This is a genomic window from Pseudomonas sp. PDM19, from assembly GCF_014852215.1.
Classification (GTDB): domain Bacteria; phylum Pseudomonadota; class Gammaproteobacteria; order Pseudomonadales; family Pseudomonadaceae; genus Pseudomonas.
Genome location: NZ_JACVBG010000005.1, coordinates 735686 through 757878 on the forward strand (window position 1 = coordinate 735686; position 22193 = coordinate 757878).

The 22193-nt window shown below is 67.2% G+C and carries 17 protein-coding genes; 14 read left to right on the top strand and 3 right to left on the bottom strand.

All coding sequences use genetic code 11. From position 1 onward, the window contains the following. Nucleotides 1–12 precede the first annotated feature (12 nt). The 3 genes from IB273_RS29835 to IB273_RS29845 all read right to left on the bottom strand — a co-directional run bounded on the left by IB273_RS29835 (nucleotide 13) and on the right by IB273_RS29845 (nucleotide 3550). Nucleotides 13–882, bottom strand: coding sequence for a helix-turn-helix transcriptional regulator (locus IB273_RS29835; RefSeq protein ID WP_192210514.1), 870 nt, complete (start codon nucleotides 880–882; stop codon nucleotides 13–15). A gap of 53 nt (nucleotides 883–935) precedes the next feature. Beyond that, complete coding sequence (locus IB273_RS29840; protein ID WP_192225683.1) at nucleotides 936–2354, bottom strand: aminotransferase; 1419 nt, start codon at nucleotides 2352–2354, stop codon at nucleotides 936–938. A 92-nt stretch (nucleotides 2355–2446) separates the two neighbouring features. After that, the gene (locus IB273_RS29845; protein WP_081519047.1) at nucleotides 2447–3550 is read right to left on the bottom strand and encodes a polyamine ABC transporter substrate-binding protein; all 1104 of its coding nucleotides are present in this window, start codon (nucleotides 3548–3550) and stop codon (nucleotides 2447–2449) included. Nucleotides 3551–3921: 371 nt separating this feature from the next. Between IB273_RS29845 and IB273_RS29850 the strand changes: the two genes are divergently transcribed. From IB273_RS29850 to IB273_RS29915, 14 genes are all read left to right on the top strand, one after another. After that, entirely contained in the window at nucleotides 3922–4569 is a 648-nt protein-coding gene (locus IB273_RS29850) for a TetR family transcriptional regulator C-terminal domain-containing protein (protein WP_081519048.1), read from the top strand. A gap of 110 nt (nucleotides 4570–4679) precedes the next feature. Then, on the top strand, nucleotides 4680–5426 hold the full coding sequence (locus IB273_RS29855; protein ID WP_139791607.1) for a response regulator: 747 nt from the start codon (nucleotides 4680–4682) through the stop codon (nucleotides 5424–5426). A 103-nt stretch (nucleotides 5427–5529) separates the two neighbouring features. After that, a complete protein-coding gene (locus IB273_RS29860; protein WP_192225746.1) occupies nucleotides 5530–6291 on the top strand; it encodes a substrate-binding periplasmic protein in 762 nt (253 codons plus the stop codon). Beyond that, nucleotides 6288–8531: an ATP-binding protein gene (locus tag IB273_RS29865; protein ID WP_192225684.1), complete on the top strand. Its 2244-nt coding sequence runs from the start codon at nucleotides 6288–6290 to the stop codon at nucleotides 8529–8531. Before IB273_RS29860 ends, IB273_RS29865 begins: the two co-directional genes overlap by 4 nt. A 519-nt stretch (nucleotides 8532–9050) precedes the next feature. Further along, nucleotides 9051–10478, top strand: a complete 1428-nt coding sequence (locus IB273_RS29870; protein WP_151188798.1) for an amino acid permease — start codon at nucleotides 9051–9053, stop codon at nucleotides 10476–10478. Between the two features lie 482 nt (nucleotides 10479–10960). Next, nucleotides 10961–11749, top strand: a complete 789-nt coding sequence (locus IB273_RS29875; RefSeq protein WP_081519053.1) for an enoyl-CoA hydratase/isomerase family protein — start codon at nucleotides 10961–10963, stop codon at nucleotides 11747–11749. 17 nt (nucleotides 11750–11766) lie between these two features. Next, a complete protein-coding gene (locus IB273_RS29880) occupies nucleotides 11767–12927 on the top strand; it encodes an acyl-CoA dehydrogenase family protein (protein WP_138213566.1) in 1161 nt (386 codons plus the stop codon). A 10-nt stretch (nucleotides 12928–12937) separates the two neighbouring features. Beyond that, the gene (locus tag IB273_RS29885; RefSeq protein WP_192225685.1) at nucleotides 12938–15025 is read left to right on the top strand and encodes an acetate--CoA ligase family protein; all 2088 of its coding nucleotides are present in this window, start codon (nucleotides 12938–12940) and stop codon (nucleotides 15023–15025) included. Nucleotides 15026–15184: 159 nt separating this feature from the next. After that, nucleotides 15185–16795 (top strand): 5-guanidino-2-oxopentanoate decarboxylase, encoded by a 1611-nt coding sequence (locus IB273_RS29890; RefSeq protein ID WP_192225686.1) that lies wholly within the window; start codon nucleotides 15185–15187, stop codon nucleotides 16793–16795. Between the two features lie 55 nt (nucleotides 16796–16850). Beyond that, nucleotides 16851–18041, top strand: a complete 1191-nt coding sequence (locus IB273_RS29895) for a pyridoxal phosphate-dependent aminotransferase (protein WP_192225687.1) — start codon at nucleotides 16851–16853, stop codon at nucleotides 18039–18041. Further along, nucleotides 18034–19452: an aldehyde dehydrogenase family protein gene (locus IB273_RS29900; RefSeq protein WP_192225688.1), complete on the top strand. Its 1419-nt coding sequence runs from the start codon at nucleotides 18034–18036 to the stop codon at nucleotides 19450–19452. The genes IB273_RS29895 and IB273_RS29900 overlap by 8 nt, the downstream gene beginning before the upstream one ends. A 72-nt stretch (nucleotides 19453–19524) precedes the next feature. Continuing rightward, entirely contained in the window at nucleotides 19525–20229 is a 705-nt protein-coding gene (locus tag IB273_RS29905) for an NAD(P)H-dependent oxidoreductase (RefSeq protein ID WP_192225689.1), read from the top strand. Nucleotides 20230–20586: 357 nt separating this feature from the next. After that, nucleotides 20587–21522, top strand: a complete 936-nt coding sequence (locus IB273_RS29910) for a LysR family transcriptional regulator (RefSeq protein ID WP_081519060.1) — start codon at nucleotides 20587–20589, stop codon at nucleotides 21520–21522. Between the two features lie 181 nt (nucleotides 21523–21703). Then, nucleotides 21704–21898 carry a hypothetical protein gene (locus IB273_RS29915; protein ID WP_045213909.1) on the top strand — a complete coding sequence of 65 codons (195 nt, stop codon included), beginning with the start codon at nucleotides 21704–21706 and terminating at the stop codon, nucleotides 21896–21898. Nucleotides 21899–22193 lie beyond the last annotated feature (295 nt).

The following is a 22193-nucleotide window of genomic DNA, read 5'->3' on the forward strand; positions in this document are numbered from 1 at the left end:
TAGCAGTGGGTGTCAGGCCGCGCTCACGCCGCCGGTGAGCCAGTCGATGAACAGCGAGAACAGCTCGGCCTGGGAGTTGATCGCCAGCTTGGTGTAGAGGTGCTTGCGGTGCATGCGCACGGTTTCCGGCGAGATATCCAGCACCCGCGCGCTGGATTTCACCGAGTGGCCGCGCAGCAGCAGGTGGGCGATTTCCCGTTCGCGCTCGGTGAGCAGGTCGGCGCCGAAGTTCATGAAGGCGGCGCGGATGTGCCGGTTCAGCGGCGCCTGGTCGTCCGGCGCACTGACTTTCACGCCGCGCCCGGCCAGCAGCAGGTCCAGCCCGCCATTGCGCTCGAACTGGCGGAACAGCTCGCGCACCAGCGGCAGGGCGGTGGCCAGCAGGTCCAGCTGGGTTTCGCTGAAGCGTGCGCCGCTCTCGCCCTGGTACAGGCACAGCGAAACCTTGCGCGTCTCGCCCAGGTCGATGATGAAGTGACAGTCCTCGGTGCAGCCGAACTTGAGGTAGTAGGTCTTGTAGTACTCGCTGGCGAAGAAGTCGTCCGGGGCGATGTCGGCCAGCGGGTAGAAGCCTTCGGTGAGGCCGTCTTCCATGGCCAGGCAGAAGGGGTCGAGCAGGTAGCCGCGGGCGTAGTAGCGGTCGACCAGGGCCTCGTGGTGGTCCGGGTGGACGCCGCGCTGGTACAGCGGTTGCGGCGGCTGGCCGCGCTGTTCCAGGCCGAGCATCACCGACTCCACCGGCACCAGGCAGCCCAGGGCGTCGGCCAGGCGTTCGACGAAGACGACTTCGCCGACGCTGGCCAGGGCGCGCGCCAGCCCCGCATGCCAGGCATGCAGGGCCGGTGCGTCGGAGGTTTCGCTCAGCGCCTGGGATTCGCTCATGTCCGGCAGTCTAAAGGGCTGCCGGGGTGTAGGCAAAATCCTCGGATCGATCATCAGTGCCCCGCGTAATCACCGCTGCGCTTGAGGTCTTCGGCGGCCTCGAGGATCGACTCGCGCAGGATGTCGACGATCTCGTCGACCTGCTCGCGGGTGATGGTCAGCGGCGGCGACATCACGTTCAGGTGCACGATCGGCCGCACCAGCAGGCCCTTGGCCTGGGCGCGCAGGTGGATCTTCTCGCCGATGTTCAGCTCCTCGGGGAAGAGCACCTTGCTGCGCTTGTCGGCGACGAACTCGACGCAGGCCATCAGCTTCTGGCAACGCACGCTGCCCACCAGCGGCAGCTCGGCCAGTTCCTGCAGACGCTGCTCCAGGTAGCCGCCGACGTCCTTCACATGCTCCAGCAGATTCTCGCGCTCGATGATCTCGATGTTCTTCAGTGCCGAGACGCAGCTCACCGGGTGTCCGCTGTAGGTGAAGCCGTGGGCGAAGCAGCGGCCCTTGTCGGCCTCGCCGATCACCTTCCAGATGCGGTCGGAGAAGATGCACGCGCCCAGCGGCAGGTAGCCGGAGGTCAGGCCCTTGGCGGTGGTGATGATGTCCGGCTGCATGCCGAACACGTCCTCGGAGGCGAAGAAGGCGCCGAGGCGGCCGAAGGAAGTCACCACCTCGTCGGCGACGTAGAGCACATCGTACTTCTGGCAGACCTGCCACATGCGCTGGTGGTAGCCCTTGGGCGGGATGATCACGCCGCCCGAGCCCATGATCGGCTCGGCGAAGAAGGCGGCGACCTTGTCCTGGCCCAGCTCGAGGATCTTGTCTTCGAATTCCTTGACCAGGAATTCGAGGAAGTCGCCCTCGGTCATCCCTTCCGGCGCGCGGTAGGGGTTGGGGCAGGAGATGTGGTGGATGACGTCCTTGAGGAAGTCGAATTCGGCCGGGTGGTCGGCGACCTTGCCGCCCAGCGACATGGTGAGGAAGGTCGAGCCGTGGTAGGCGTTGACGCGGCTGATGATGTGCTTCTTCTCATGCTTGCCGCGGCAGTTCTGGTAGTACTGGATCAGGCGGTAGGCGGTGTCCACGGCGGTGGAGCCGCCAGTGGTGAGGAACACGTGGTCGAGGTCGCCCGGCGCCAGTTCGGCGAGTTTCTCGCAGAGCTGGATGGCGGTGACGTTGGCCATGTCGCAGAAGGGGTTGGAGTAGGCCAGCTTGCGTACCTGCTCGGCGATGGCATCGGCCATTTCCGCGCGGCCCAGGCCGATGTTCGTGCACCACATGCCGCCCACGGCGTCCAGATAGCGATTGCCCTTGGTGTCGTAGATGTAGGCGCCCTCGCCGGCGGCGATGTTCAGCGCACCGTTGACCCGGTGATCGTCGAACACGTGATAGCCGTGCATGTAGTGGGCTTTGTCGGCGGCGACCAGCTGCTCGTCGTTGAACTGGGCGAAGAAGGCTGGGGTTGGGGTGGTCATCTGCTTTACCTCGGTATTCCGGTTATTCGTCCTGGGGAGAGCCTTCTCCCCGTGCCCCGGCGCTCAGGCCGGGGCGTGTGGTTGGCGATCCATCAGGTCCCGGTCTTCACCGCGTTCCAGGTACGGGTGATCAGGCGGGTCGCCTTGGGGGTCTGCACTTTCTGGGTGAACAGGCGGGCGCGGGTCTCGGCGTCGGGGTAGATCGCCGGGTCGTTGCGCACTTCTGCGGCCAGCAGCGGGGTGGCGGCGGCGTTGCTGGAGGCGTAGCGGATGTAGTCGGCGACGCCGGCGGCCACCTTGGGCTGCAGCATGTATTCGATGAACTTGTGGGCGTTTGCCACGTGTGGCGCGTCGGCCGGGATGTAGAAGTCGTCGAACCAGATCAGCGAGCCTTCCTTGGGCACGAAGTAGCCCAGCTTGACCTTGGCGCCGGCTTCGTCGGCGCGGGCCTGGGCGGTGGCGTAGTCGCCGGACCAGGTCATCGCCATGCACTGGTCGCCGTTGGCCAGGCCGTTCAGGTAGCTGGTGGAGTCGAACTTGCGGATGTACGGACGGATCGATTGCAGCAGGTCCTGGGCGGCCTTGAGGTCCTCGGGCAGCGCGCTGTTGGGGTCACGCTTGAGGTAGGCCAGGGCCAGCGGGATCACGTCGGTGGGGGAGTCGATGATGGTCACCCCGCAATCGGCGAATTTCGACACGATCTTCGGATCGAACAGCATCGCCAGCGAGCCGATGGGGGCGTCGGGCATGCGCTGCTTGATCTTGTCGATGTTGTAGGTGATGCCGTTGCTGCCCCAGGTGTAGGGCGCCGAGTACTGCACGCCCGGATCGTAGTGGTCCAGGTGCTTGAGCACGTCCGCGTCGAGGTTGTTCCAGCTGGGCAGCTTGGACTTGTCCAGCGGCTGGAAGACGCCCGCCTTGAGCAGCGGCGGCACCAGGGCGGCGTTGAGCACCACCAGGTCGTAGCCCGAGCGGCCGGGCAGCAGTTTGCCCTGCACGGTCTCGTAGGAATCGAAGGTGTCGTAGACCACCTTGATCCCGGTTTCCTTCTCGAAATCGGCGATGGTGTGTTCGCCGATGTAGTCGGTCCAGTTATACAGCCGCAGCGTCTTCGCGCCTTCGGCATCCTCCCCGTGACCCAGTGCCGGCAAGGTCGCCAGCGCCGCGCTGAGTACTGCTGCGAGCGTTTTCTGCATGTCAGTCCCACCTTTGATTTTGTTATGGATTGGAGATATCGCGGATGAAGCCACTCTCGACCAGGGCCGGTTCCCCGGCCATTCCCCGAACGGGTAGGTAAGGGTCTGTTGGCGTTTCGACGCGAGCCGCGTTGCCGCGAAAAATCACGCCAGGCTAGACGCGGGACGCCGGCAATGGTCATTCCCTTGCCTAGTCCCGCAACGACGCATGGCGTGATTTTTCGCGCAACCCGAAGGGACGACTAACGGCTCGCATCGACCTTTGTGAGCGCGCATCGTCGCGGCCGTGGCAAAACGTCAACAGCGCCCTGGCGCTGGCGTCCAATCGAACAATCGTTCAGATTGGCCACCTGAAACCTTAGGAGCCAGGCATGAACGAGGAAGTCCGCTTTACCCGACTGGAGCCGGAGCAGCGCAAGGCGCTGCTGATCGAGGCCACCCTCGCGTGCCTGAAACGCCATGGCTTCCAGGGAGCATCCATACGCAAGATCTGCGCCGAGGCCGGGGTCTCGGTGGGGCTGATCAACCACCACTATTCGGGCAAGGACGAGTTGGTGGCCGAGGCCTACCTGACCGTTACCGGGCGGGTCATGCAGCTGCTGCGCGAGGCCATCGCCGAGGCGGCGCCGGATGCCCGCGCACGGCTGTCGGCGTTCTTTCGCGCGTCGTTTTCCGCCGAGCTGCTCGACCCGCAACTGCTGGATGCCTGGCTGGCGTTCTGGGGCGCGGTGAAGACGGCCGAGGAAATCAACAAGGCGCACGATCATTCCTACGGCGAGTACCGCGCGCTGCTGACGCAGGCGCTGAACGAACTGGCAAAGGAGCAGGAGTGGGCTGATTTCGACGCGGAACTGGCCGCGATTGCCCTCAGCGCCTTGCTCGACGGGTTGTGGCTGGAGTCCGGTCTGAACCCCAATACCTTCACCCCGGAACAGGGCGTGCAGATCTGCGAAGCCTGGGTGGATGGTCTCCAGTACGGCGGCCGGCAGCGCTTCTGTCGGGCGTCGGGAGTCTGTTGATCGATTGTTCAGCGGGCGGTAACCTGCCGCCATCTGCAGGACAGTTCCTACAGCTCTACCTCCACGCATAACAAGAACGGCCCCGTCACGAGCGGCGGCCTCAGCAGGGTATTGCGATGACTTCCCGTGTACTGATCGTCGACGACGATCCGGTGATTCGCGAGCTCCTCCAGGCCTACCTCGGCGAGGAAGGCTATGACGTGCTTTGCGCCGGCGCCGCCGAACAGGCTGAGGCGTACCTGGCCGAAGCCGAGCAGGCCGGCCAGCCCATCGACCTGGTGATGCTCGACATCCGCCTGCCGGGCAAGGACGGCCTGACCCTGACCCGCGAGCTGCGCGTGCGTTCGGAGGTCGGCATCATCCTGATCACCGGGCGCAACGATGACATCGACCGCATCGTTGGGCTGGAATGCGGCGCCGATGACTACGTGATCAAGCCGCTGAACCCCCGCGAGCTGGTGTCCCGCGCAAAGAACCTGATCCGCCGCGTGCGCCACGCCCGCCAGCCCGCCGCCATTTCGGTGTCCGCCAGCCGGCAGAACCACAAGCGCTTCGCCCACTGGACACTGGACCCGGACCGCCGCCGCCTGATGGACCGCGACGGCAGCGAAACCCCGCTGACCCACGGCGAGTTCCAGCTGCTCTGCGTGTTCCTGCGCAACACCGGTCACACCCTGAGCCGCGACCAGCTGATGGACCAGATCCGCAACCGCGAATGGCTGCCCAACGACCGCTCCATCGACGTGCTGGTAGGTCGCCTGCGCCGCAAGCTGCGCGACGACCCGGCCGAGCCCGAACTGATCATCACCATCCACGGCGCCGGCTACCTGTTCACTGCCACGCCTGCCGACGCCTGAGCCTTACTCCGTGTTTCGAGCGCGCACCGTACGGCTCCCTCTCCCTTCGGAGCGGGGCGCGCAGCCAGGGCTGGGGAGAGGGCAATCCCCGCTCCAATTCCTCCTGTATTTCCTGGCTTTGCTCTTCTGCACCCCCACCCAAGCCGCCCAACCCCTCCGCTACTGCGACTACCCCGTCTACCCACCCATTTCCTGGACTGATGGCCACGAAGTGCGCGGGCTGGCGCCGCAGACCGTGCGCAGTGTGCTTGGCGGCTTGGGCTACGAGGTGAAGACCGTGGTGCTGGGCAACTGGAAGCGTTGCCTGCTGGACGCCGCCGAAGGCCGGGTCGACGTGGTGCTCGCCTACCAGACGCCGCAACGCGACGACGGCCTGCTGTTCTCCCGCGTGCCGGTGCTGCGCGAGGAAGTGGCGATCTTCTACAACCGCCGCAAACCGGTACGATTCGACCAGCTCGGCGACCTCGCCAGTTACCGTGGCGGGCTGCTGTTCGGCGAAAGCTACGGGCCGGAGTTCGACCGTTTCGTCGCCGAGCACGGCAATGTCGAATGGGTCTCCGACAGCCGGCAGAACTTCGGCAAGCTGATCCGCCAGCGCATCGACTTCATCGCCCACGAGCGGCGCACCGGCACGCTGTTCGTCGAGCAGTTGGCCGGCGGCCAGGACATTGCCGCGCTGCCCCGGCCGCTGACCGTGGATTACCTGCGCATCGCCGTCTCCCGCCATTCGCCGCTGGCGGCGCGGATGGACGAGATCGACGCGCTGCTGAAGCAGCGCGTGGACGACGGCAGCGTCGCCCGCTGGCTGCAGCAGAGCGAGCACGACTACCGCGCCATGCTCGCCGGCGACGGGGTGCCGCGATGAAGCTGCCCGGCGGCCTGGCCCGGCGCCTGCTGCTGCGGGTGCTGCTGTTCAGCCTGTGCTTCACCGTGCTGGCCAGCGCGGTGCAGCTGTACTTCGAATACCGCCGCGAGATGCGCGACATCGACACGCGGCTGGAGCTGATCCGCGTCGGCTATCTGGCCAGCTTCGAACGCAGCCTGTGGGACCTCAACCAGGAGCAGCTCAACGTGCAGCTGCACGGCCTGGCCGACTTCCCGGACATCGCCCAGGTGCGCCTGCGCAGCGCCGACTTCAACCTGGTGCAGGACGCCGACGAGAAACGCGGGCCGTTTCGCGTCGTGCACTACGCGCTGGCCTTCCAGCCGCCGGATGGCGAGCGCCGCGCCCTGGGCGAGCTGGAAATCAGCATCGACCTCGGCGCGGTCTACCTGCGCCTGCTCCACGGCGGGCTGACCAGCCTGTTGTGGATGGGCGTGTTCCTCTGCGGCCTGGCGGTGGCGCTGAGCTGGCTGTTCCACAGCCTGGTCACCCGCCACCTGCGCGCCATGGCCGACTTCGTCCGTGGGCTCACCGGCGGCGACCTGGGCACCGAGCTGGCGCTGGCCAAGAAACGCTCAGGTGAAGAGGACGAGATCGACACCGTCGCTGATGCACTCGATGGTTTGCGTCGTGCCCTGCGTGCCGAACTGCGCCGACGCGAGGCCGACCGCGAGGCGCTGCAGAGCAAGCGCGACGAGCTGCAGCGCCGGGTCGAGCGGCGCACCGCCAGCCTGCGCCGCGCCAAGGAGGAAGCCGAGGCCGCCAACCGCGCCAAGAGCCGCTTCCTCGCCACCATGAGCCACGAGATCCGCACGCCGCTCAACGGCATCCTCGGCATGGCCGAGCTGCTGCGCGCCGCGCCTTTGGGCGAGCAGGACCGGCGCCGCCTGCAGGCGCTGTCCACCGCTGGCGAAGGGCTGCTGGCGATCCTCAACGAGGTGCTGCACTTCGCCAAGCTGGAGGACGGCGCCAGCCAGCCCGAGCCGGTGGACTTCTCCCTGCGCCGCCTGCTCGATGACGTGGTGACGCTGCTGGAGCCGCGCGCAGAGGACAACGGCAGCTGCCTGCGCCTGCGCATCGAACCCCAGGTGCAGGACGGTTGTCGCGGCGCCGAGCAGTTCCTGCGTCAGGTGCTGAGCAACCTGCTGGCCAACGCGGTGAAGTTCACCGAAGAGGGCGAGGTATTGCTGGAGGTGGCCGTGCTCGAAGGCGGAGACGCCGGGCAGCGCCTGCGCTTCAGCGTGACCGACGACGGCATCGGCATCTCCGCCGAGCAGCAGGAGAAAATCTTCCAGCGTTTCACCCAGGCCAGCGACGAGGTGGCGCGGCGCTACGGCGGCACCGGGCTGGGGTTGGCGATCAGCAAGCGGCTGGTGGAAGCCATGGGCGGCGAGATCGGCGTGGAGAGCCTGGAAGGCGAGGGCAGCACCTTCTGGTTCGAGATCATGCTGGCGGCGGGCGTGGTGCCGCGCTCCGACGTGGCCATCGAGCAGGCGCCGGTCCTGGACGTGCTGGTGGTGGAAGACGTCGCTCTCAACCGCGAAGTCGCCCAGGCTTTGCTGGAGCGTGATGGCCACCGCGTGCTGCTCGCCGATGACGCCGAGCCCGCGCTGGCGCTCACCGCCGCGCGGCGCTTCGACCTGATCCTGCTGGACATGCACCTGCCGGGGATGACCGGCCTCGACCTGTGCCGGGCGATCCGCGCGCAGTCCGGTGGGCTCAACGCGACCACGCCGATCCATGCTTTCACCGCCAGCGTGCAGCCGGGCATGGTCCGCCGCTATTTCGAGGCCGGCATGCAGGGCGTGCTGGGCAAGCCGCTGCGCCTGGACGACCTGCGCCGCACGCTGTCCGGCGTGGCCTGGGAGCTGCTGCCCGCGGCTGTGGATAACGGCCCGCTGGACCGCCAGGTTCTGGATACCCACCGTCGCCTGCTGGGCGAGCACAAGCTGAACGAACTGCTCGCCAGCCTGTGGAAGCTGCTCGATGAGCAATGGCCGCTGCTGCTGGATGCCTTGCGCCAGGACGATGCGGTGGAGGCAGCCAGCCTTGCGCACCGGTTGGCGGGCAGTTGCCGGTCCATGGGCTTGCGCGGGGTGGGGAATTGCCTGGCTGAGCTGGAAGCTGCGGCGCTGGCGGGGTCGCTTTCTGGCGATTGGGTGGTGCGCTTGGAGCAGGAGAGGGCGGTTGCCGCTGAACTCCTGAAGAGCTGGCCGACGTAGGGCGCATGACCTGGAACAGGTTATCCGCCGTTGGCTGCGGCGGATAACGCTGGCGCGTTATGCGCCCTACGGAACTCAAGAGCGTCAGGTTCAGTTCTGGCGTGGCAGGCCGGCCCTCACCCCAACCCTCTCCCAGGGGGAGAGGGGGCCGTTCGGCGTAGGGGGATGTCACGAATTCTGCCGGCGAGCGCCGTTATTTAAGCTCGCTCGGACAGTCCCCTCTCCCTTCGGAGCGGGGCGCGCAGCCAGGGTTAGGGTGAGGGAGATCCTGGGCACCGAAGTCGCCGGGAGCGCCAAACCCTGTAGGAACGCTCATGAGGCCCCGCCCCACGCGCCCTGCACAAAATCCTTACATCTTTCTACAACTTCGATCCAGGCGAACAACCCCGTCTTACATCGCCTTCCAATAATCCGGTGGCATCCGTGCCCGAGCCACGGCCTCTGATTGATTGGAGATAACAATAATGATCCAACGTAGAGTTCAGCTCAGCCGCGCCCGCCGTTCCCTGGAGGTGCGCCATGTCTGAGACCCATCACGCCGGTAGCGGCGAGAAGATCCAGCTCACCCGCGCGCTGAAGAGCCGCCATATCTTCATGCTGTCCCTGGGCGGCGTCATCGGCACCGGCCTGTTCATGGGCTCGGGCGTCACCATCAGTTCCGGCGGCCCGATGGGCGCCATCCTCGCCTACCTGGTCGCGGGCCTGCTGATGTACCTGGTGATGGTCTGCCTGGGCGAGCTGTCGGTGCAGATGCCCGTCTCCGGCTCCTTCCAGGCCCACGCCACACGCTTCATCGGCCCGGCCACCGGGTTCATGATCGGCTGGGTCTACTGGATGAGCTGGGCCTCCACCGTCGGCCTGGAATTCACCGCCGCCGGCATGCTGATGACCCGCTGGTTCCCCGAGGTGCCGATCTGGCTCTGGTCGGGGTTCTTCGTGGTCGTGCTGTTCTCCCTCAACGCCCTGGCCACCCGCGCCTTCGGCGAGGCCGAATACTGGTTCTCCGGGATCAAGGTCGCAGCCATCCTCGGCTTCATCGTGGTCGGCCTGCTGGTGATCTTCGGCGCCATCCCGCTGAACGATGGCGCGGCCGCGCCGGGGCTGTCCAACCTGGTCAGCGATGGCCTGTTCCCCAACGGCCTGTCCGCCGTGTTCGCGGTGATGATGACGGTGGTCTACGCCTTCCAGGGTTGCGAGATCATGGGCGTCGCCGCCGGCGAGACCGACCAGCCGGAGAAGAGCATCCCGCGCGCCGTGCGCAACGTGGTGTTCCGCGTGCTGATCTTCTATGTGCTGGCGATTGCCGTGCTCTCCTGCATCGTCCCCTGGAAGCAGGCCGGGCTGATGGAAAGCCCCTTCGTGCAGGTGTTCGACATGGTCGGCATCCCCTACGCCGCCGACATCATGAACTTCGTGATCCTCACCGCGATCCTGTCGGTGGGTAACTCCGGCCTGTACGCCTCCACGCGCATCCTCTGGGCCATGTCCAAGACCGGCATGGCGCCGCGTAAGCTGTCCAGGCTCAGTGCCCGTGGCGTGCCGCTCTATGCACTGCTGATCAGCCTGGCGTTTGCGCTGCTCTCGCTGCTCACCAGCGTGGTCGCCGCCGATACCCTGTTCATGGTGCTGATGGCGGTGAGCGGCATGGCCGGCACCGTCACCTGGATCGTCATCGCCTACGCCCAGTACCGCTTCCGCCGCGAGCACATGGCCAAGGGCGGCACCGTGGCCGACCTGAAGTACGCCGCTCCGCTGTTCCCGCTGATCCCGCTGGCGTGCATTGCGATCTGCTGCTCGCTGTTCGTGTTCCTCGCCATGGACCCGACCCAGCGTCCGTCGCTGTACTGGGGCTTCGGCTTCATGGCGGCCTGCTACCTCGCTTACTTCCTGCTCAAGCGCAAGCGCGGGCAGGTGCTGAGCGACGAGGCGGTACCGAGCCTGGGCTGAGGCTTCGCCCGTTCGGCTGAAGCCCCGCAGCGCGGGGCTTTTGGCTTTACGTAGGGCGGATAACGCGCCAGCGTTATCCGCCGCAGGGCCGGCGCATAACCTGTCCCAGATTATGCGCCCTACGAGCTGCGGGGCTTTTGCTTTGGCTTTGTGGTTCTTCGCAGGAGCGAGCTTGCTCGCGAACCCGTTCAGCTCCAGAGCCGCCGGCTGATCGTTTCGCGAGCAAGGGCTAGGCGCCCCCCTCGGTCCTACAGGTACTCCACCAGCCCCATCTCTTGCTGAACGATTGTTCGAAGTTGTAACAAGCCCGCCGCGACTTCCCTGCAAAACCCCTCAGCCCCCGCGCCGCGCGGCCTTCCCGTCGATTGGCGGAGCGTTACAAGCCACCCATTCGGGTGGATTGCCGTCTTACTGAACACTTGTTTAGTATTGGCTCCAACGCTTCATCCGCCTCAGCAAACGACTACAAGAACGAGGGCAGCATGACTCAGCCATCCCCGCTCAGCCGGGTCCAGGACGGTATCGCCTGGATCACCCTGAACCGCCCCGAGCAGCGCAACGCGCTCGACGTCCCCACGCTCAAGAACCTGCTGGCCCTGCTCGACGCCTATGAAGTCGACGAGGCCGTGCGCGTCATCGTGCTCAGTGGCGAAGGCCGCAGCTTCTGCGCCGGCGCCGACCTCGCCGAATGGGCCGAGGCCGAAGCCCGTGGCGAACTGGAAACCTACGGCTGGACCGAAACCGCGCACGCCCTGATGCGCCGCCTGCACGGCCTGGACAAGCCGACCATCGCCGCCGTCAACGGCACCGCCGTCGGCGCCGGGATGGACCTGACCCTGTGCTGCGACTTCCGCATCGCCGGCGCCTCCGCGCGCTTCAAGGCCGGCTACACCGGCATGGCCTACTGCCCGGACGCCGGCGCCAGCTGGCACCTGCCGCGCCTGATCGGCAGCGAAGCAGCCAAGCGCCTGCTGTTCCTCGACGAACTGTGGAACGCCGAGCGCGCGCTGCAGGCCGGGCTGGTCGGCGAAGTGGTCGCCGACGATCAGCTGCAGGCCCAGGTCGGCGAGTTCGCCGCGCGTCTGGCTGCCGGCCCGACCTTCGCCTTCGCCCAGACCAAGCGCCTGATGCGCGACGGTGCCGCCCGCACCCTGGCCCAGCAACTGGAGGCCGAACAGGCCGCCGGGCTGCTCTGCGGCCGCAGTGAAGATGCCGCCGAGGCGCTGCGCGCCGTGGCCGAGAAACGCTCCCCCCAATTCAAAGGCCGCTGACGGCTGCAGGTGATGTGATGGACTTCCAACTGACCCAGGAACAGGAAATGCTCGTCGAGGCGGTCAAGGCTTTCGTCGAGAAAGAACTGCTGCCCTACGAGGAAGAAGTGGACCGCGCCGACGCGGTGTCCCCGGAGCTGGCCGCGAAGATTCGCGGCAAGGCCCTGGCAGCCGGCTTCTACGCCTTCAACATGCCCGAGGAAGTCGGCGGCGGCGGCCTGGACTACCTGTCCCAGGCGCTGGTCGAGCGCGAGCTGTCCAAGGTGTCCTGGGCGCTGCACGTGTTCGTCGCGCGGCCCTCGAAGATCCTCATGGCGTGCAAGGGCGAGCAGATCCAGGACTACCTGCTGCCGGTGGTACAAGGCGAGAAGATCGATTGCTTCGCCCTCACCGAACCGGGCGCCGGCTCCGACGCCAACTCGATCAAGACCCGCGCCGTGCGTGATGGCGAGGACTTCGTGATCAACGGCTCCAAGCACTTCATCAGCCATGCCGGCCACGCCGACTTCGCCATCGTCTTCGCGGTCACCGACACCTTCGAGCGCAACGGCAAGAAGCGCAACGCCGTGACCGCCTTCCTGGTGGACAAGGGCACCGCCGGCATGACCGTGCGCCGTGGCCCGAAATGCGTGAGCAACAAGGGTTACCACACCTACGAGATTTTCTTCGACGACTGCCGCGTGCCGGCTTCCAAGGTCCTCGGCGAAGTCGACAAGGGCTGGGAAGTGGCCAACGCCTGGCTCACCGCCGGCCGCGTGATGGTCGCCGCCAACTGCGTCGGCCAGGCCCAGCGCGCGCTGGACCTGGCGCTGCAGTGGTCGGCCGACCGCAAGCAGTTCGGCGCGGCCATCGGCAGCTACCAGGGTATCTCCTTCAAGCTCGCCGACATGGCCACGCAGATTCGCGCCGCCGAGCTGATGACCCTGCACACCGCCTGGAAGATGGACCGCGGCAGCATGACCGACGGCGAGGCCGGCATGGCCAAGCTGTTCGCCAGCGAGGTGCTGGGCAAGGTCGCCGACGAGACCGTGCAGATATTCGGCGGCATGGGCCTGATGGACGAAGGTCCGGTGGAACGCATCTGGCGCAATGCGCGCATCGAGCGCATCTGGGAAGGCACCTCGGAAATCCAGCGCCACATCATTTCCCGCGAACTGCTGCGTCCGCTGCTGCGTTGAGGCCCGTGCGATGAAACGCGAAAACCTCCAGCGCCTGCTGGCGCCCCGGCACCTGGCCTTCATTGGCGGTCGCAGCATGGCGCGCGCGCTCAAGCGCTGCGCCGAAGGCGGCTTCGCCGGCCCGATGTGGCTGGTCAACCCGCAATACGACGAACTCGAAGGCGTGCCCTGTGTACGCAGCATTGCCGAGCTGCCCGAAGGGCCGGATGCGGTGTTCGTCGCCACCAACCGTGACCTGACCCTGCAGGCCGTCGCCGAACTGGCCGCCAGGGACGCCGGCGGCGCCATCTGCTACGCCTCCGGCTTCGCCGAGACCGGCGCCGAGGGCGAAGCCCTGCAGCGCCGCCTGCTCGCCAGCGCCGGCGACATGGCCCTGCTCGGCCCCAACTGCTACGGCCTGCTCGACTACCTGCACGGCTCCGCGCTGTGGCCGGTGGCCCACGGCGGGCACCTGGTGGAGAAGGGCGTGGCGGTGCTGACCCAGAGCGGCAATTTCGCCTACAACCTGTCCATGAGCGACCGCTCGCTGCCCATCGCCTACATGGCCTCGGTGGGCAATCAGGCGCAACTGGGCGTGGCCGAACTGATGGACGTGCTGCTCGACGAGCCGCGCGTCACCGCCATCGGCCTGCACCTGGAAGGCTTGAAGAACGTCCCCGGCTTTGCCCGCGCGGCCTTCAAGGCGCTGCAGAAAGGCATCCCGGTGATCGCCCTGAAGACCGGCGTTTCCGAGATCGGCGCCGAACTCGCGCTCAGCCACACCAGCTCCCTGGCCGGCTCCGACGCGCTGTACGACGCGCTGTTCGACCGCCTCGGGGTGATCCGCGTCAGCGGCCCGGTGAGCTTCATCGAAACCTTGAAGGCCGCCGCCTGCGGCAACCTGCCGGCCGGCCCCAGCCTCGCCGCGCTGGCCTGCTCCGGTGGTGATGCCGGGCTGATCGCCGACTACGCCGAGCGCAACGGTCTGAGCCTGCCCAAGCTGGTTGACGCGCAGCGCGCCGAACTGGCCCAGGTACTGCCGGACTACGCCAACATCGCCAACCCGCTGGACTTCACCACCGCCATCTGGGGCGATGGCCCGGCGCTCGACCGTATGCTCGACAGCGCCCTGCAGACCCCGGCCGATGCCGCCCTGTTGGTGCTGGACTACCCCGGCGAGGATACCGGCGAGCGCCCGCAGTGTGACCTGCTGCTGGAGCTGTACTGCGCGGCATTGAAGCGCCACGACAAGGTCGGCTTCATCGCCTCCGCGCTGCCCGAGCTGCTGCCCAGACATGCCCGCGAACTGCTGCATTCCCACGGCGTCGCCGCGCTGCAAGGCGTGGAAGACGGCCTCGCCGCCTGGGGTCGCATCGCTCACTACCGGCAGCGCCGCGAAGCGCTGCTGGCCCGTGGCGAAGCCGCGCTGGTACCGCTCTGCCCGCAGGCGCTGGACAGCGAAGGCCGGTTGCTGGACGAGTGGCAATCCAAGCAGGCGCTGAAACCCTTCGGCCTGCCGCTGCCGCGCGCCGCCCTGAGCACGCCGACCCAGGCCCGCGAAGCGGCCGCCGATGTCGGCTTCCCGCTGGCCTTGAAAGTGGTCAGCGCGCAACTGCCGCACAAGACCGAGGCCGGCGGCGTGGCGCTCAACCTGCGCAACGAGGCGGCGCTGGAAGCCGTGCTGTTCGACATGCGCGAGAACATCGCCCGCCACGCCCCCGGCGTGCCCTTCGACCAGGTGCTGCTGGAGCGCATGGCCAATCCGCCACTGGCCGAGCTGATCGTCGGCATCAAGCGCGAGAACGGCTTCGGCCTGGCGCTGGTGCTGGGTGCCGGCGGCATCCTCGTCGAGCTGCTCAAGGACAGCCGCAGCCTGCTGCTGCCGACCAACGACGCGGCGATCCGCGACGCCCTGCTGGGCCTGCGCAGCGCGCCGCTGCTCACCGGCTTCCGCGGTCGCCCGGCGGTGAACCTGGAGGCGCTGGTAGAGGCGATACGCGCCGTCGCCGACTACGCCTGCGAGCACGTGGACAACCTGCTGGAACTGGACGTGAACCCGCTGCTGGCGGACGCCGATGGCGCCGTGGCGGTGGATGCGCTGATCCGCACCGCCGAGTGATCGGCAGCAGGACCTGAAGGAAGAACACGAACGCTCCCTCTCCCGCTTGCGGGAGAGGGAGCAAAAGCGGCGCACGCCGGACACTCGGCGTTGGCCCCAACGAGTAGGGCGAGTAACCGCTTGCGGTTATCCGCCGAAGAACAGTTCGGGAGATCGTTCATGCAAAACGACAAGACCCTCACCGGCGGCCAGGCCCTGGTACGCCTGCTGGCCAACTACGGCGTCGACACCGTGTTCGGCATTCCCGGTGTGCACACCCTGGAGCTGTACCGTGGCCTGCCCGGCAGCGGCATCCGTCATGTGCTGACCCGCCATGAACAGGGCGCCGGCTTCATGGCCGACGGCTATGCGCGCGTCAGCGGCAAGCCGGGTGTGGCCTTCATCATCACCGGGCCGGGGGTGACCAACGCCGCCACCGCCATCGGCCAGGCCTACGCCGACTCGATCCCGATGCTGGTGATTTCCAGCGTCAACCACACCGCCAGCCTGGGCAAGGGCTGGGGCTGCCTGCACGAGACCCAGGACCAGCGCGCCATGACCGCGCCGATCACCGCTTTTTCCGCCGTCGCCCTGAGCGCCGAAGACCTGCCCGAGCTGATCGCCCGCGCCTACGCCGTGTTCGACAGCGAGCGCCCGCGCCCGGTGCACATCTCCGTGCCGCTGGATGTGCTGGCCAACCCGGTCGCCCGCGACTGGACCCACGAAGTGGTGCGCCGCGCCGGCCGTGGCCAGCCCAGCAGCGAAGCGCTCAAGCAGGCTGTGGATAAGCTCCAGGCTGCAAAGCGCCCGATGATCATCGCCGGCGGCGGCGCGCTGCATGCCGCCGATTCCCTGGCCGCGCTCAGCGAGCGCCTGGCCGCGCCGCTGTTCACCAGCGTCGCCGGCAAGGGCCTGCTGGCGCCGGAAGCGCCGCTCGCCGCGGGTGCGACCCTGTGCACCCAGGCCGGTTGGGACATGATCGCCGAGGCCGATGTGGTCCTGGCCATCGGCACCGAAATGGCCGACACCGACTTCTGGCGCGACCGCCTGCCGGTCACCGGCGAGGTGATCCGCGTCGACGTCGATTCGCGCAAGTTCAACGACTTCTACCCGAGCGCCGTGGCGCTGCTGGGCGATTCGAAGGCCACCGCCGAGGCGCTGCTCGCCGCGCTGCCGAGCGCGAGCCGGGATGCGGCGAAAGCGCAGTCGCGCATCGCCGAACTGCGTGCGCAGATCGACGGCGGCCATGCGCCGCTGCAACTTATCCACAAGTCGATCCTGGAACGCATCGCCAAGGTCCTGCCGGACAACGCCTTCATCGCCAGCGACATGACCCAGCTGGCCTACACCGCCAACTACCTCTACCCGAGCAAGGCACCGCGCGGCTGGCTGCACCCCACCGGCTACGGCACCCTCGGCTACGGCGTACCCGCCGGTATCGGCGCCAAGTTCGGCGCGCCTGAGCGTCCCGGCCTGGTGCTGGTCGGCGACGGCGGCTTCCTCTACACCGCGCAGGAACTGGCCACCGCCACCGAGGAGCTGGACAGCCCGCTGGTGGTGCTGCTGTGGAACAACGATGCGCTGGGGCAGATCCGCGACGACATGATCGGCCTGGACATCGAGCCCATCGGCGTCCTGCCACGCAATCCGGACTTCGCCCTGCTCGGCCGCGCCTACGGTTGCGAGATGCGCCAGCCGCAGAGCCTGGACGAACTGGAGCGCGACCTGCGCACCGGCTTCGCCCATCCGGGCGTCACCCTGATCGAGCTGAAACACGCCTGCGCCCAGTAGGACCCGTTGCACCCGCCGGAGCTCACGGGCTCCGGTACCTTGAAGGAAGCACAGCATGCGCTACTCGAACTTCACCCAACGCATCGCCGGCGACGGCGCCGCTGCCTGGGACATCCACTACCGCGCCCTGGCGCGCATGGAGCAGGGCGACGACATCCTGCTGCTGTCGGTGGGCGACCCGGACTTCGACACGCCGGTGCCCATCGTGCAGTCGGCCATCGACAGCCTGCTGGCCGGCAACACCCACTACGCCGACGTGCGCGGCAAGCGCTCGCTGCGCGAAGCCATCGCCCGCCGCCACAGCCAGCGCAGCGGCCAGGCCGTCACCAGTGATGACGTGGTCGTGCTGGCCGGCGCCCAGTGCGCGCTGTATGCCGTGGCGCAGTGCGTGCTCAATCCGGGCGACGAGGTGATCGTCGCCGAGCCGATGTACGTCACCTACGAAGCGGTGTTCGGCGCCTGCGGCGCCAAGGTCATCCCGGTGTCGGTGCGCTCCGAGCACGGCTTCCGCGTGCAGGCCGAGGACGTCGCCGCGCTGATCACCCCGCGCACCCGCGCGCTGGCGATCAACAGCCCGCACAACCCGTCCGGTGCCAGCCTGCCGCGCGCCACCTGGGAAGCGCTGGCCGAGCTGTGCATCAGCAACGACCTGTGGATGATTTCCGACGAGGTCTACAGCGAGCTGCTGTTCGACGGTGAGCACATCAGCCCCGCCAGCCTGCCGGGCATGGCCGGGCGCACCGCGACCCTCAACAGCCTGTCGAAATCCCACGCCATGACCGGCTGGCGCGTGGGCTGGGTGGTCGGCCCGCAGGAGCTCTGCGCGCACCTGGAAAACCTCGCCCTGTGCATGCTCTACGGTTCGCCGGACTTCATCCAGGACGCCGCCTGCACTGCGCTGGAAGCCAGGCTGCCGGAACTGGAAGCCATGCGCGAAGCCTACCGCCAGCGCCGCGACCTGGTGCTCGACTGCCTCGCCGACTGCGTCGGCGTGCGCGCCCTGCGCCCGGACGGCGGCATGTTCGTGATGGTGGATATTCGCGCCACCGGGCTCTCCGCCCAGGACTTCTCCGATCTGCTGCTGGACCGCCACGGCGTCTCCGTGCTGGCCGGCGAAGCCTTCGGCCCCAGCGCCGCCGGGCACATTCGTCTCGGCCTGGTGCTCGGCGCCGAACCGCTGCGCGAAGCCTGCCGCCGCATCGCCCTGTGCGCCGCCGAACTGCTGAAGGAAAAACGCTATGCGTGAGCGTACACAGCTCTACATCGATGGCGCCTGGGTGGCGCCGCAGGGGCAGGGCATGGCCGAGGTGCAGAACCCGGCTACCGAGGAATGCGTCGGCCGTGTGCCGCTGGGTGGCGAAGGCGACGTGAACCGCGCGGTGGACGCTGCCCGCCGTGCCTTCCCGGCTTGGTCGCAGACCCCGTCCCAGGTGCGCGCCGGCTATATCCGCGCGCTCGCCGAGCAACTGAAGAACCGCGCCGACGAAATGGCCGCGCTGATCACCGCCGAGCTGGGCATGCCCATCCAGTGGTGCCGCATGGTGCAGGTCGACGGGCCCATCGAGGGCCTGGAAAGCTACGCCGCGATGGCTGCGCACATGGACGAAGTGCGCGAGGTCGGCAACTCGCTGATCGTGAAGGAGGCGGTGGGCGTCTGCGCTTTCATCAACCCCTGGAACTACCCGCTGCACCAGCTGATCGGCAAGCTCGCCCCGGCCCTCGCCGCCGGCTGCACCGTGGTGGTCAAGCCGAGTCAGGACACTCCGCTGCACGCCTTCCTGCTGGCCGACATGATCCACGCCATCGGCCTGCCGGCCGGCGTGTTCAACCTGGTCAGCGGCCCCGGCTCCAAGGTCGGCGAAGCCCTGGCGCGGCACCCGGACGTGGACATGGTGTCCTTCACCGGCTCCACCGGTGCGGGCGTCAAGGTCTCCGAAGCCGCGGCGCCGACGGTCAAGCGCGTGTGCCTGGAGCTGGGCGGCAAGTCGCCCTTCCTGATCACCGCCGATGCTGACCTGGCCACCGCCGTGCGCCACGGCGTGCAGGACGTGATGATCAACTCCGGGCAGACCTGCACCGCGCTGACGCGCATGCTGCTGCCGGCCCATCGCTATGCCGAAGCTGTGGAAATCGCCCGCGCCGAAACCCTCGCGCTGAAGATGGGCGATCCGCTGGATGCCGACAGCTTCCTCGGCCCGATGTGCTCGGGCGGCCAGCGTCGCACCGTGCTCGATTACATCCGCGTCGGCCAGGAAGAGGGCGCGCAGCTGGTCTGTGGCGGCGCCGAGCGTCCGGCTCATCTGGAGCGCGGGCACTATGTGCAGCCGACGATCTTCGCCGGCGTGAACAACCAGATGCGCATCGCCCGCGAAGAAATCTTCGGCCCGGTGCTGTGCCTGATTCCCTACGCCGACGAGGCCGAGGCGATCGCCATCGCCAACGACTCGCCGTTCGGCCTGTCCAGCGCCGTCTGGGCGGGCGACCGCGAAGATGGCCTGCGACTCGCCCGGCAGATGCGCGCCGGCCAATGCTTCGTCAACGGCGGTGCCTTCAACTACCGGGCGCCGTTCGGTGGCTACAAGCAGTCCGGCAACGGCCGCGAATGGGGTGAGCAGGGACTGCACGAGTTCGTCGAGCTCAAGGCCATCCAGCTTTAAACAGACCCCCTCTCCCTCCGGGAGAGGGCTGGGGTGAGGGCTGTGCCGCTCACCGACTTGTCAGGAATCCACATGAACGTACTGATCGTCCACGCCCACAACGAACCGCAATCTTTCAGCACCGCGCTGTACCAGCTCGCCGAGGAAACCCTGCGCGGCCAGGGCCATGAAGTGCAGGTCTCCGACCTCTACGCAATGAACTGGAACCCGGTGGCCAGCGCCGCCGACTTCGGCGCCCGCGCCAACCCCGAGTACCTGGTCTACGCCCTGGAGCAGCGCGAAGGCGCCAAGGCCGGGACCATCGCCGCCGACATCCAGGCCGAGCTGGACAAGCTGCTCTGGGCCGATCTGGTGATCTTCAACTTCCCGATCTACTGGTTCTCCGCGCCGGCCATCCTCAAGGGCTGGTTCGACCGCGTGCTGGTCTCGGGCATCTGCTACGGCGGCAAGCGCTTCTACGACCAGGGCGGCTTGGCCGGCAAGAAGGCGCTGGTCAGCGTGACCCTCGGCGGGCGCGACCACATGTTCGGCGACGGCGCCATCCACGGCCCGCTGGAAGACATGCTGCGGCCGATCCTGCGTGGCACCCTGGCCTACACCGGCATGAGCGTGCTGCCACCCTTCGTGGCCTGGCACGTGCCCTACATCAGCAACGAGGCGCGCCAGGACTTCCTGCGCCAGTACCAGGATCGCCTGCAGAACCTGGACGGCGACCAGCCGCTGGAATTCGTGCGCCTGGAGCAGTTCGACGAGCGTCTGTACCCGCTGCCGCGCTGAGGCTTCCTCGGTTGGGCCGCGGATTCACCCTGTAGGAGCGGGCCATGCCCGCGATCGCGCGCATGGCGCGCTCCTGCAGACATGAAAAAGGGCGGTCATCCGAAGATGACCGCCCCTGGAGAAAGAGTCAGTCGCTGCAGCCAGGTATGCGCGGGGGAGAGGACCGTCGATTGGTGTATCGGCGGCCGTACGATGAGCCTGGTATGCCCAACGTTGCTGCAGCGACTTGTCCGGCACTATACGTGGTAACAATCGGCAAAAAACGACCCTATACTGCGATTCAGTTTTGCGGCGCGGACAACAATGGTTGTCGTCTCCTACAGGCGCCTACGACGAGATCAACAGGCAGGGGGAAGCATGGACGTACTTCACGCGATGCGGGCATTCGTCCGGGTGGTGGATGCCGGCAGTTTCACCGCCGCCGCCAACGCCCTGGGGTTATCCACAGCCCAGGTCTCGCGGGTGGTCTCCGACCTCGAAGCCCAGCTCGAAGCGCGCCTGCTGCACCGCACGACAAGACGCCTGGCGCTGACCGAAACCGGTGAGCGCTACCTGCTGCGCTGCCGGGAAATCCTCGCCGATGTCGATGAAGCCCAGGCCGAAGCCAGTGGCGCGCATCTGAACCCGCGCGGTCGCCTGCGTGTGCACTCGCTCACCGGGCTGGGCCAGCAGCACCTGATCCCGCTGATCTCGCGCTACTGCGAGTCCTTCCCCGAGGTCTACATCGAGCTGACCCTGGCCCAGCGCCAACCGGACATCCTCGAGGAAGGCCAGGACGTGGTGATCACCCGCGACCGCGAGCTGCCCGACTCCGAGTTCGTCGCCCAGACCCTGGGCACCATCTACAGCGTGCTCTGCGCCAGCCCCGAGTATCTCAAGCGGCGCGGCACCCCGACCAGCGTCGCCGACCTGCACCAGCACCAGTGCCTGCGCCTGCAGGACCCGACCTTCCCCGAAGGCTGGGCCTTCGAGGAGGGCAACGAGGAAAGCGTGATCCGCCCGCGCGACACCTTCATGGTCAACGTCGCCGAGGCGCTGACCGGCGCCGCCGCCGCCGGCATGGGCATCTGCCTGCTGCCCAGCTACGTCGCCGCACCCGCGCTGCGCCGGCGTTCGCTGGTACGCGTACTGCCCCGGCACAGCCTGCATGTGCGGCAGATCTACGCGCTGTACCCGTCGCGGCGCTTCCTCGACGCGAAGATCCGCACCTGGGTCGAATTCCTCAAGGCGGAGCTGCCGCGGGTATTCGAGGAAGACGAAGCAGCGCTCAACGATCCCGTCAACTGGGCATAAGGCAAAGGGCTAGCGTGGCGGATCGCCGCAGCCGCTCTATACCGGCGTTCTCGGACGATCGGCACGGATTGTTGCTTTTTAGGCAATGCTTTGTTGGTTAGCTAGCTATTTTTCGAGGGACTGTTGCGCCGTAACCTTTCATCAACCCCGACCAATCGGGTGTTCAGAAAGGATCACCGTCATGTCCCGTTCGCTTTATGTTGCTGCCCTGCTGTCCGTCTGCTCGCTGTCCTTCACTCAGCTGAGCTTCGCCGAAGAATCGCGCCTGATGACCGACAAGATGGTCAAGGCCAACGAAGCAGTGATTGCCCAGCAGCAGGCCCAGTCCGCCGAGCAGACCGCCAAGGCCGCCGCTGGCAGCAACGCCGATTCCTGATCGGCCGCTTCCCCCGGGAGGCTCGGTGCGTGAGCCGGGCTTCTCAACACCTTGCGCCGCATAAGACATGCGGCGTTTTTTTTGCCTGCGTTTTCACAGCGGCCAGCTGACTGTTACAGATTCTGAAACAGTCTTTCGCGGCCAGTGACCTGTATTCCTGTCTATTTGGTCAATATACTTGACCCAACAGCGCGGCTTTCCAGCCTCGCCGTTACCGGCCTCACCGCCGGCAAGCTTCCCGACGTCGATTCTTGATTGCTCCAGATCGATGTCCGTCTCAAGGCCGCTGCTTTCA

Coding starts and splice junctions, on each gene's coding strand:
- IB273_RS29880 (WP_138213566.1), top strand. CDS start 11,767: ATGGACTTCCAACTGACCCAGGAACAGGAAATGCTCGTCGAGGCGGTC.
- IB273_RS29890 (WP_192225686.1), top strand. CDS start 15,185: ATGCAAAACGACAAGACCCTCACCGGCGGCCAGGCCCTGGTACGCCTG.
- IB273_RS29835 (WP_192210514.1), bottom strand. CDS start 882: ATGAGCGAATCCCAGGCGCTGAGCGAAACCTCCGACGCACCGGCCCTG.
- IB273_RS29885 (WP_192225685.1), top strand. CDS start 12,938: ATGAAACGCGAAAACCTCCAGCGCCTGCTGGCGCCCCGGCACCTGGCC.
- IB273_RS29895 (WP_192225687.1), top strand. CDS start 16,851: ATGCGCTACTCGAACTTCACCCAACGCATCGCCGGCGACGGCGCCGCT.
- IB273_RS29905 (WP_192225689.1), top strand. CDS start 19,525: ATGAACGTACTGATCGTCCACGCCCACAACGAACCGCAATCTTTCAGC.
- IB273_RS29875 (WP_081519053.1), top strand. CDS start 10,961: ATGACTCAGCCATCCCCGCTCAGCCGGGTCCAGGACGGTATCGCCTGG.
- IB273_RS29900 (WP_192225688.1), top strand. CDS start 18,034: ATGCGTGAGCGTACACAGCTCTACATCGATGGCGCCTGGGTGGCGCCG.
- IB273_RS29915 (WP_045213909.1), top strand. CDS start 21,704: ATGTCCCGTTCGCTTTATGTTGCTGCCCTGCTGTCCGTCTGCTCGCTG.
- IB273_RS29910 (WP_081519060.1), top strand. CDS start 20,587: ATGGACGTACTTCACGCGATGCGGGCATTCGTCCGGGTGGTGGATGCC.
- IB273_RS29840 (WP_192225683.1), bottom strand. CDS start 2,354: ATGACCACCCCAACCCCAGCCTTCTTCGCCCAGTTCAACGACGAGCAG.
- IB273_RS29845 (WP_081519047.1), bottom strand. CDS start 3,550: ATGCAGAAAACGCTCGCAGCAGTACTCAGCGCGGCGCTGGCGACCTTG.
- IB273_RS29850 (WP_081519048.1), top strand. CDS start 3,922: ATGAACGAGGAAGTCCGCTTTACCCGACTGGAGCCGGAGCAGCGCAAG.
- IB273_RS29865 (WP_192225684.1), top strand. CDS start 6,288: ATGAAGCTGCCCGGCGGCCTGGCCCGGCGCCTGCTGCTGCGGGTGCTG.
- IB273_RS29870 (WP_151188798.1), top strand. CDS start 9,051: ATGTCTGAGACCCATCACGCCGGTAGCGGCGAGAAGATCCAGCTCACC.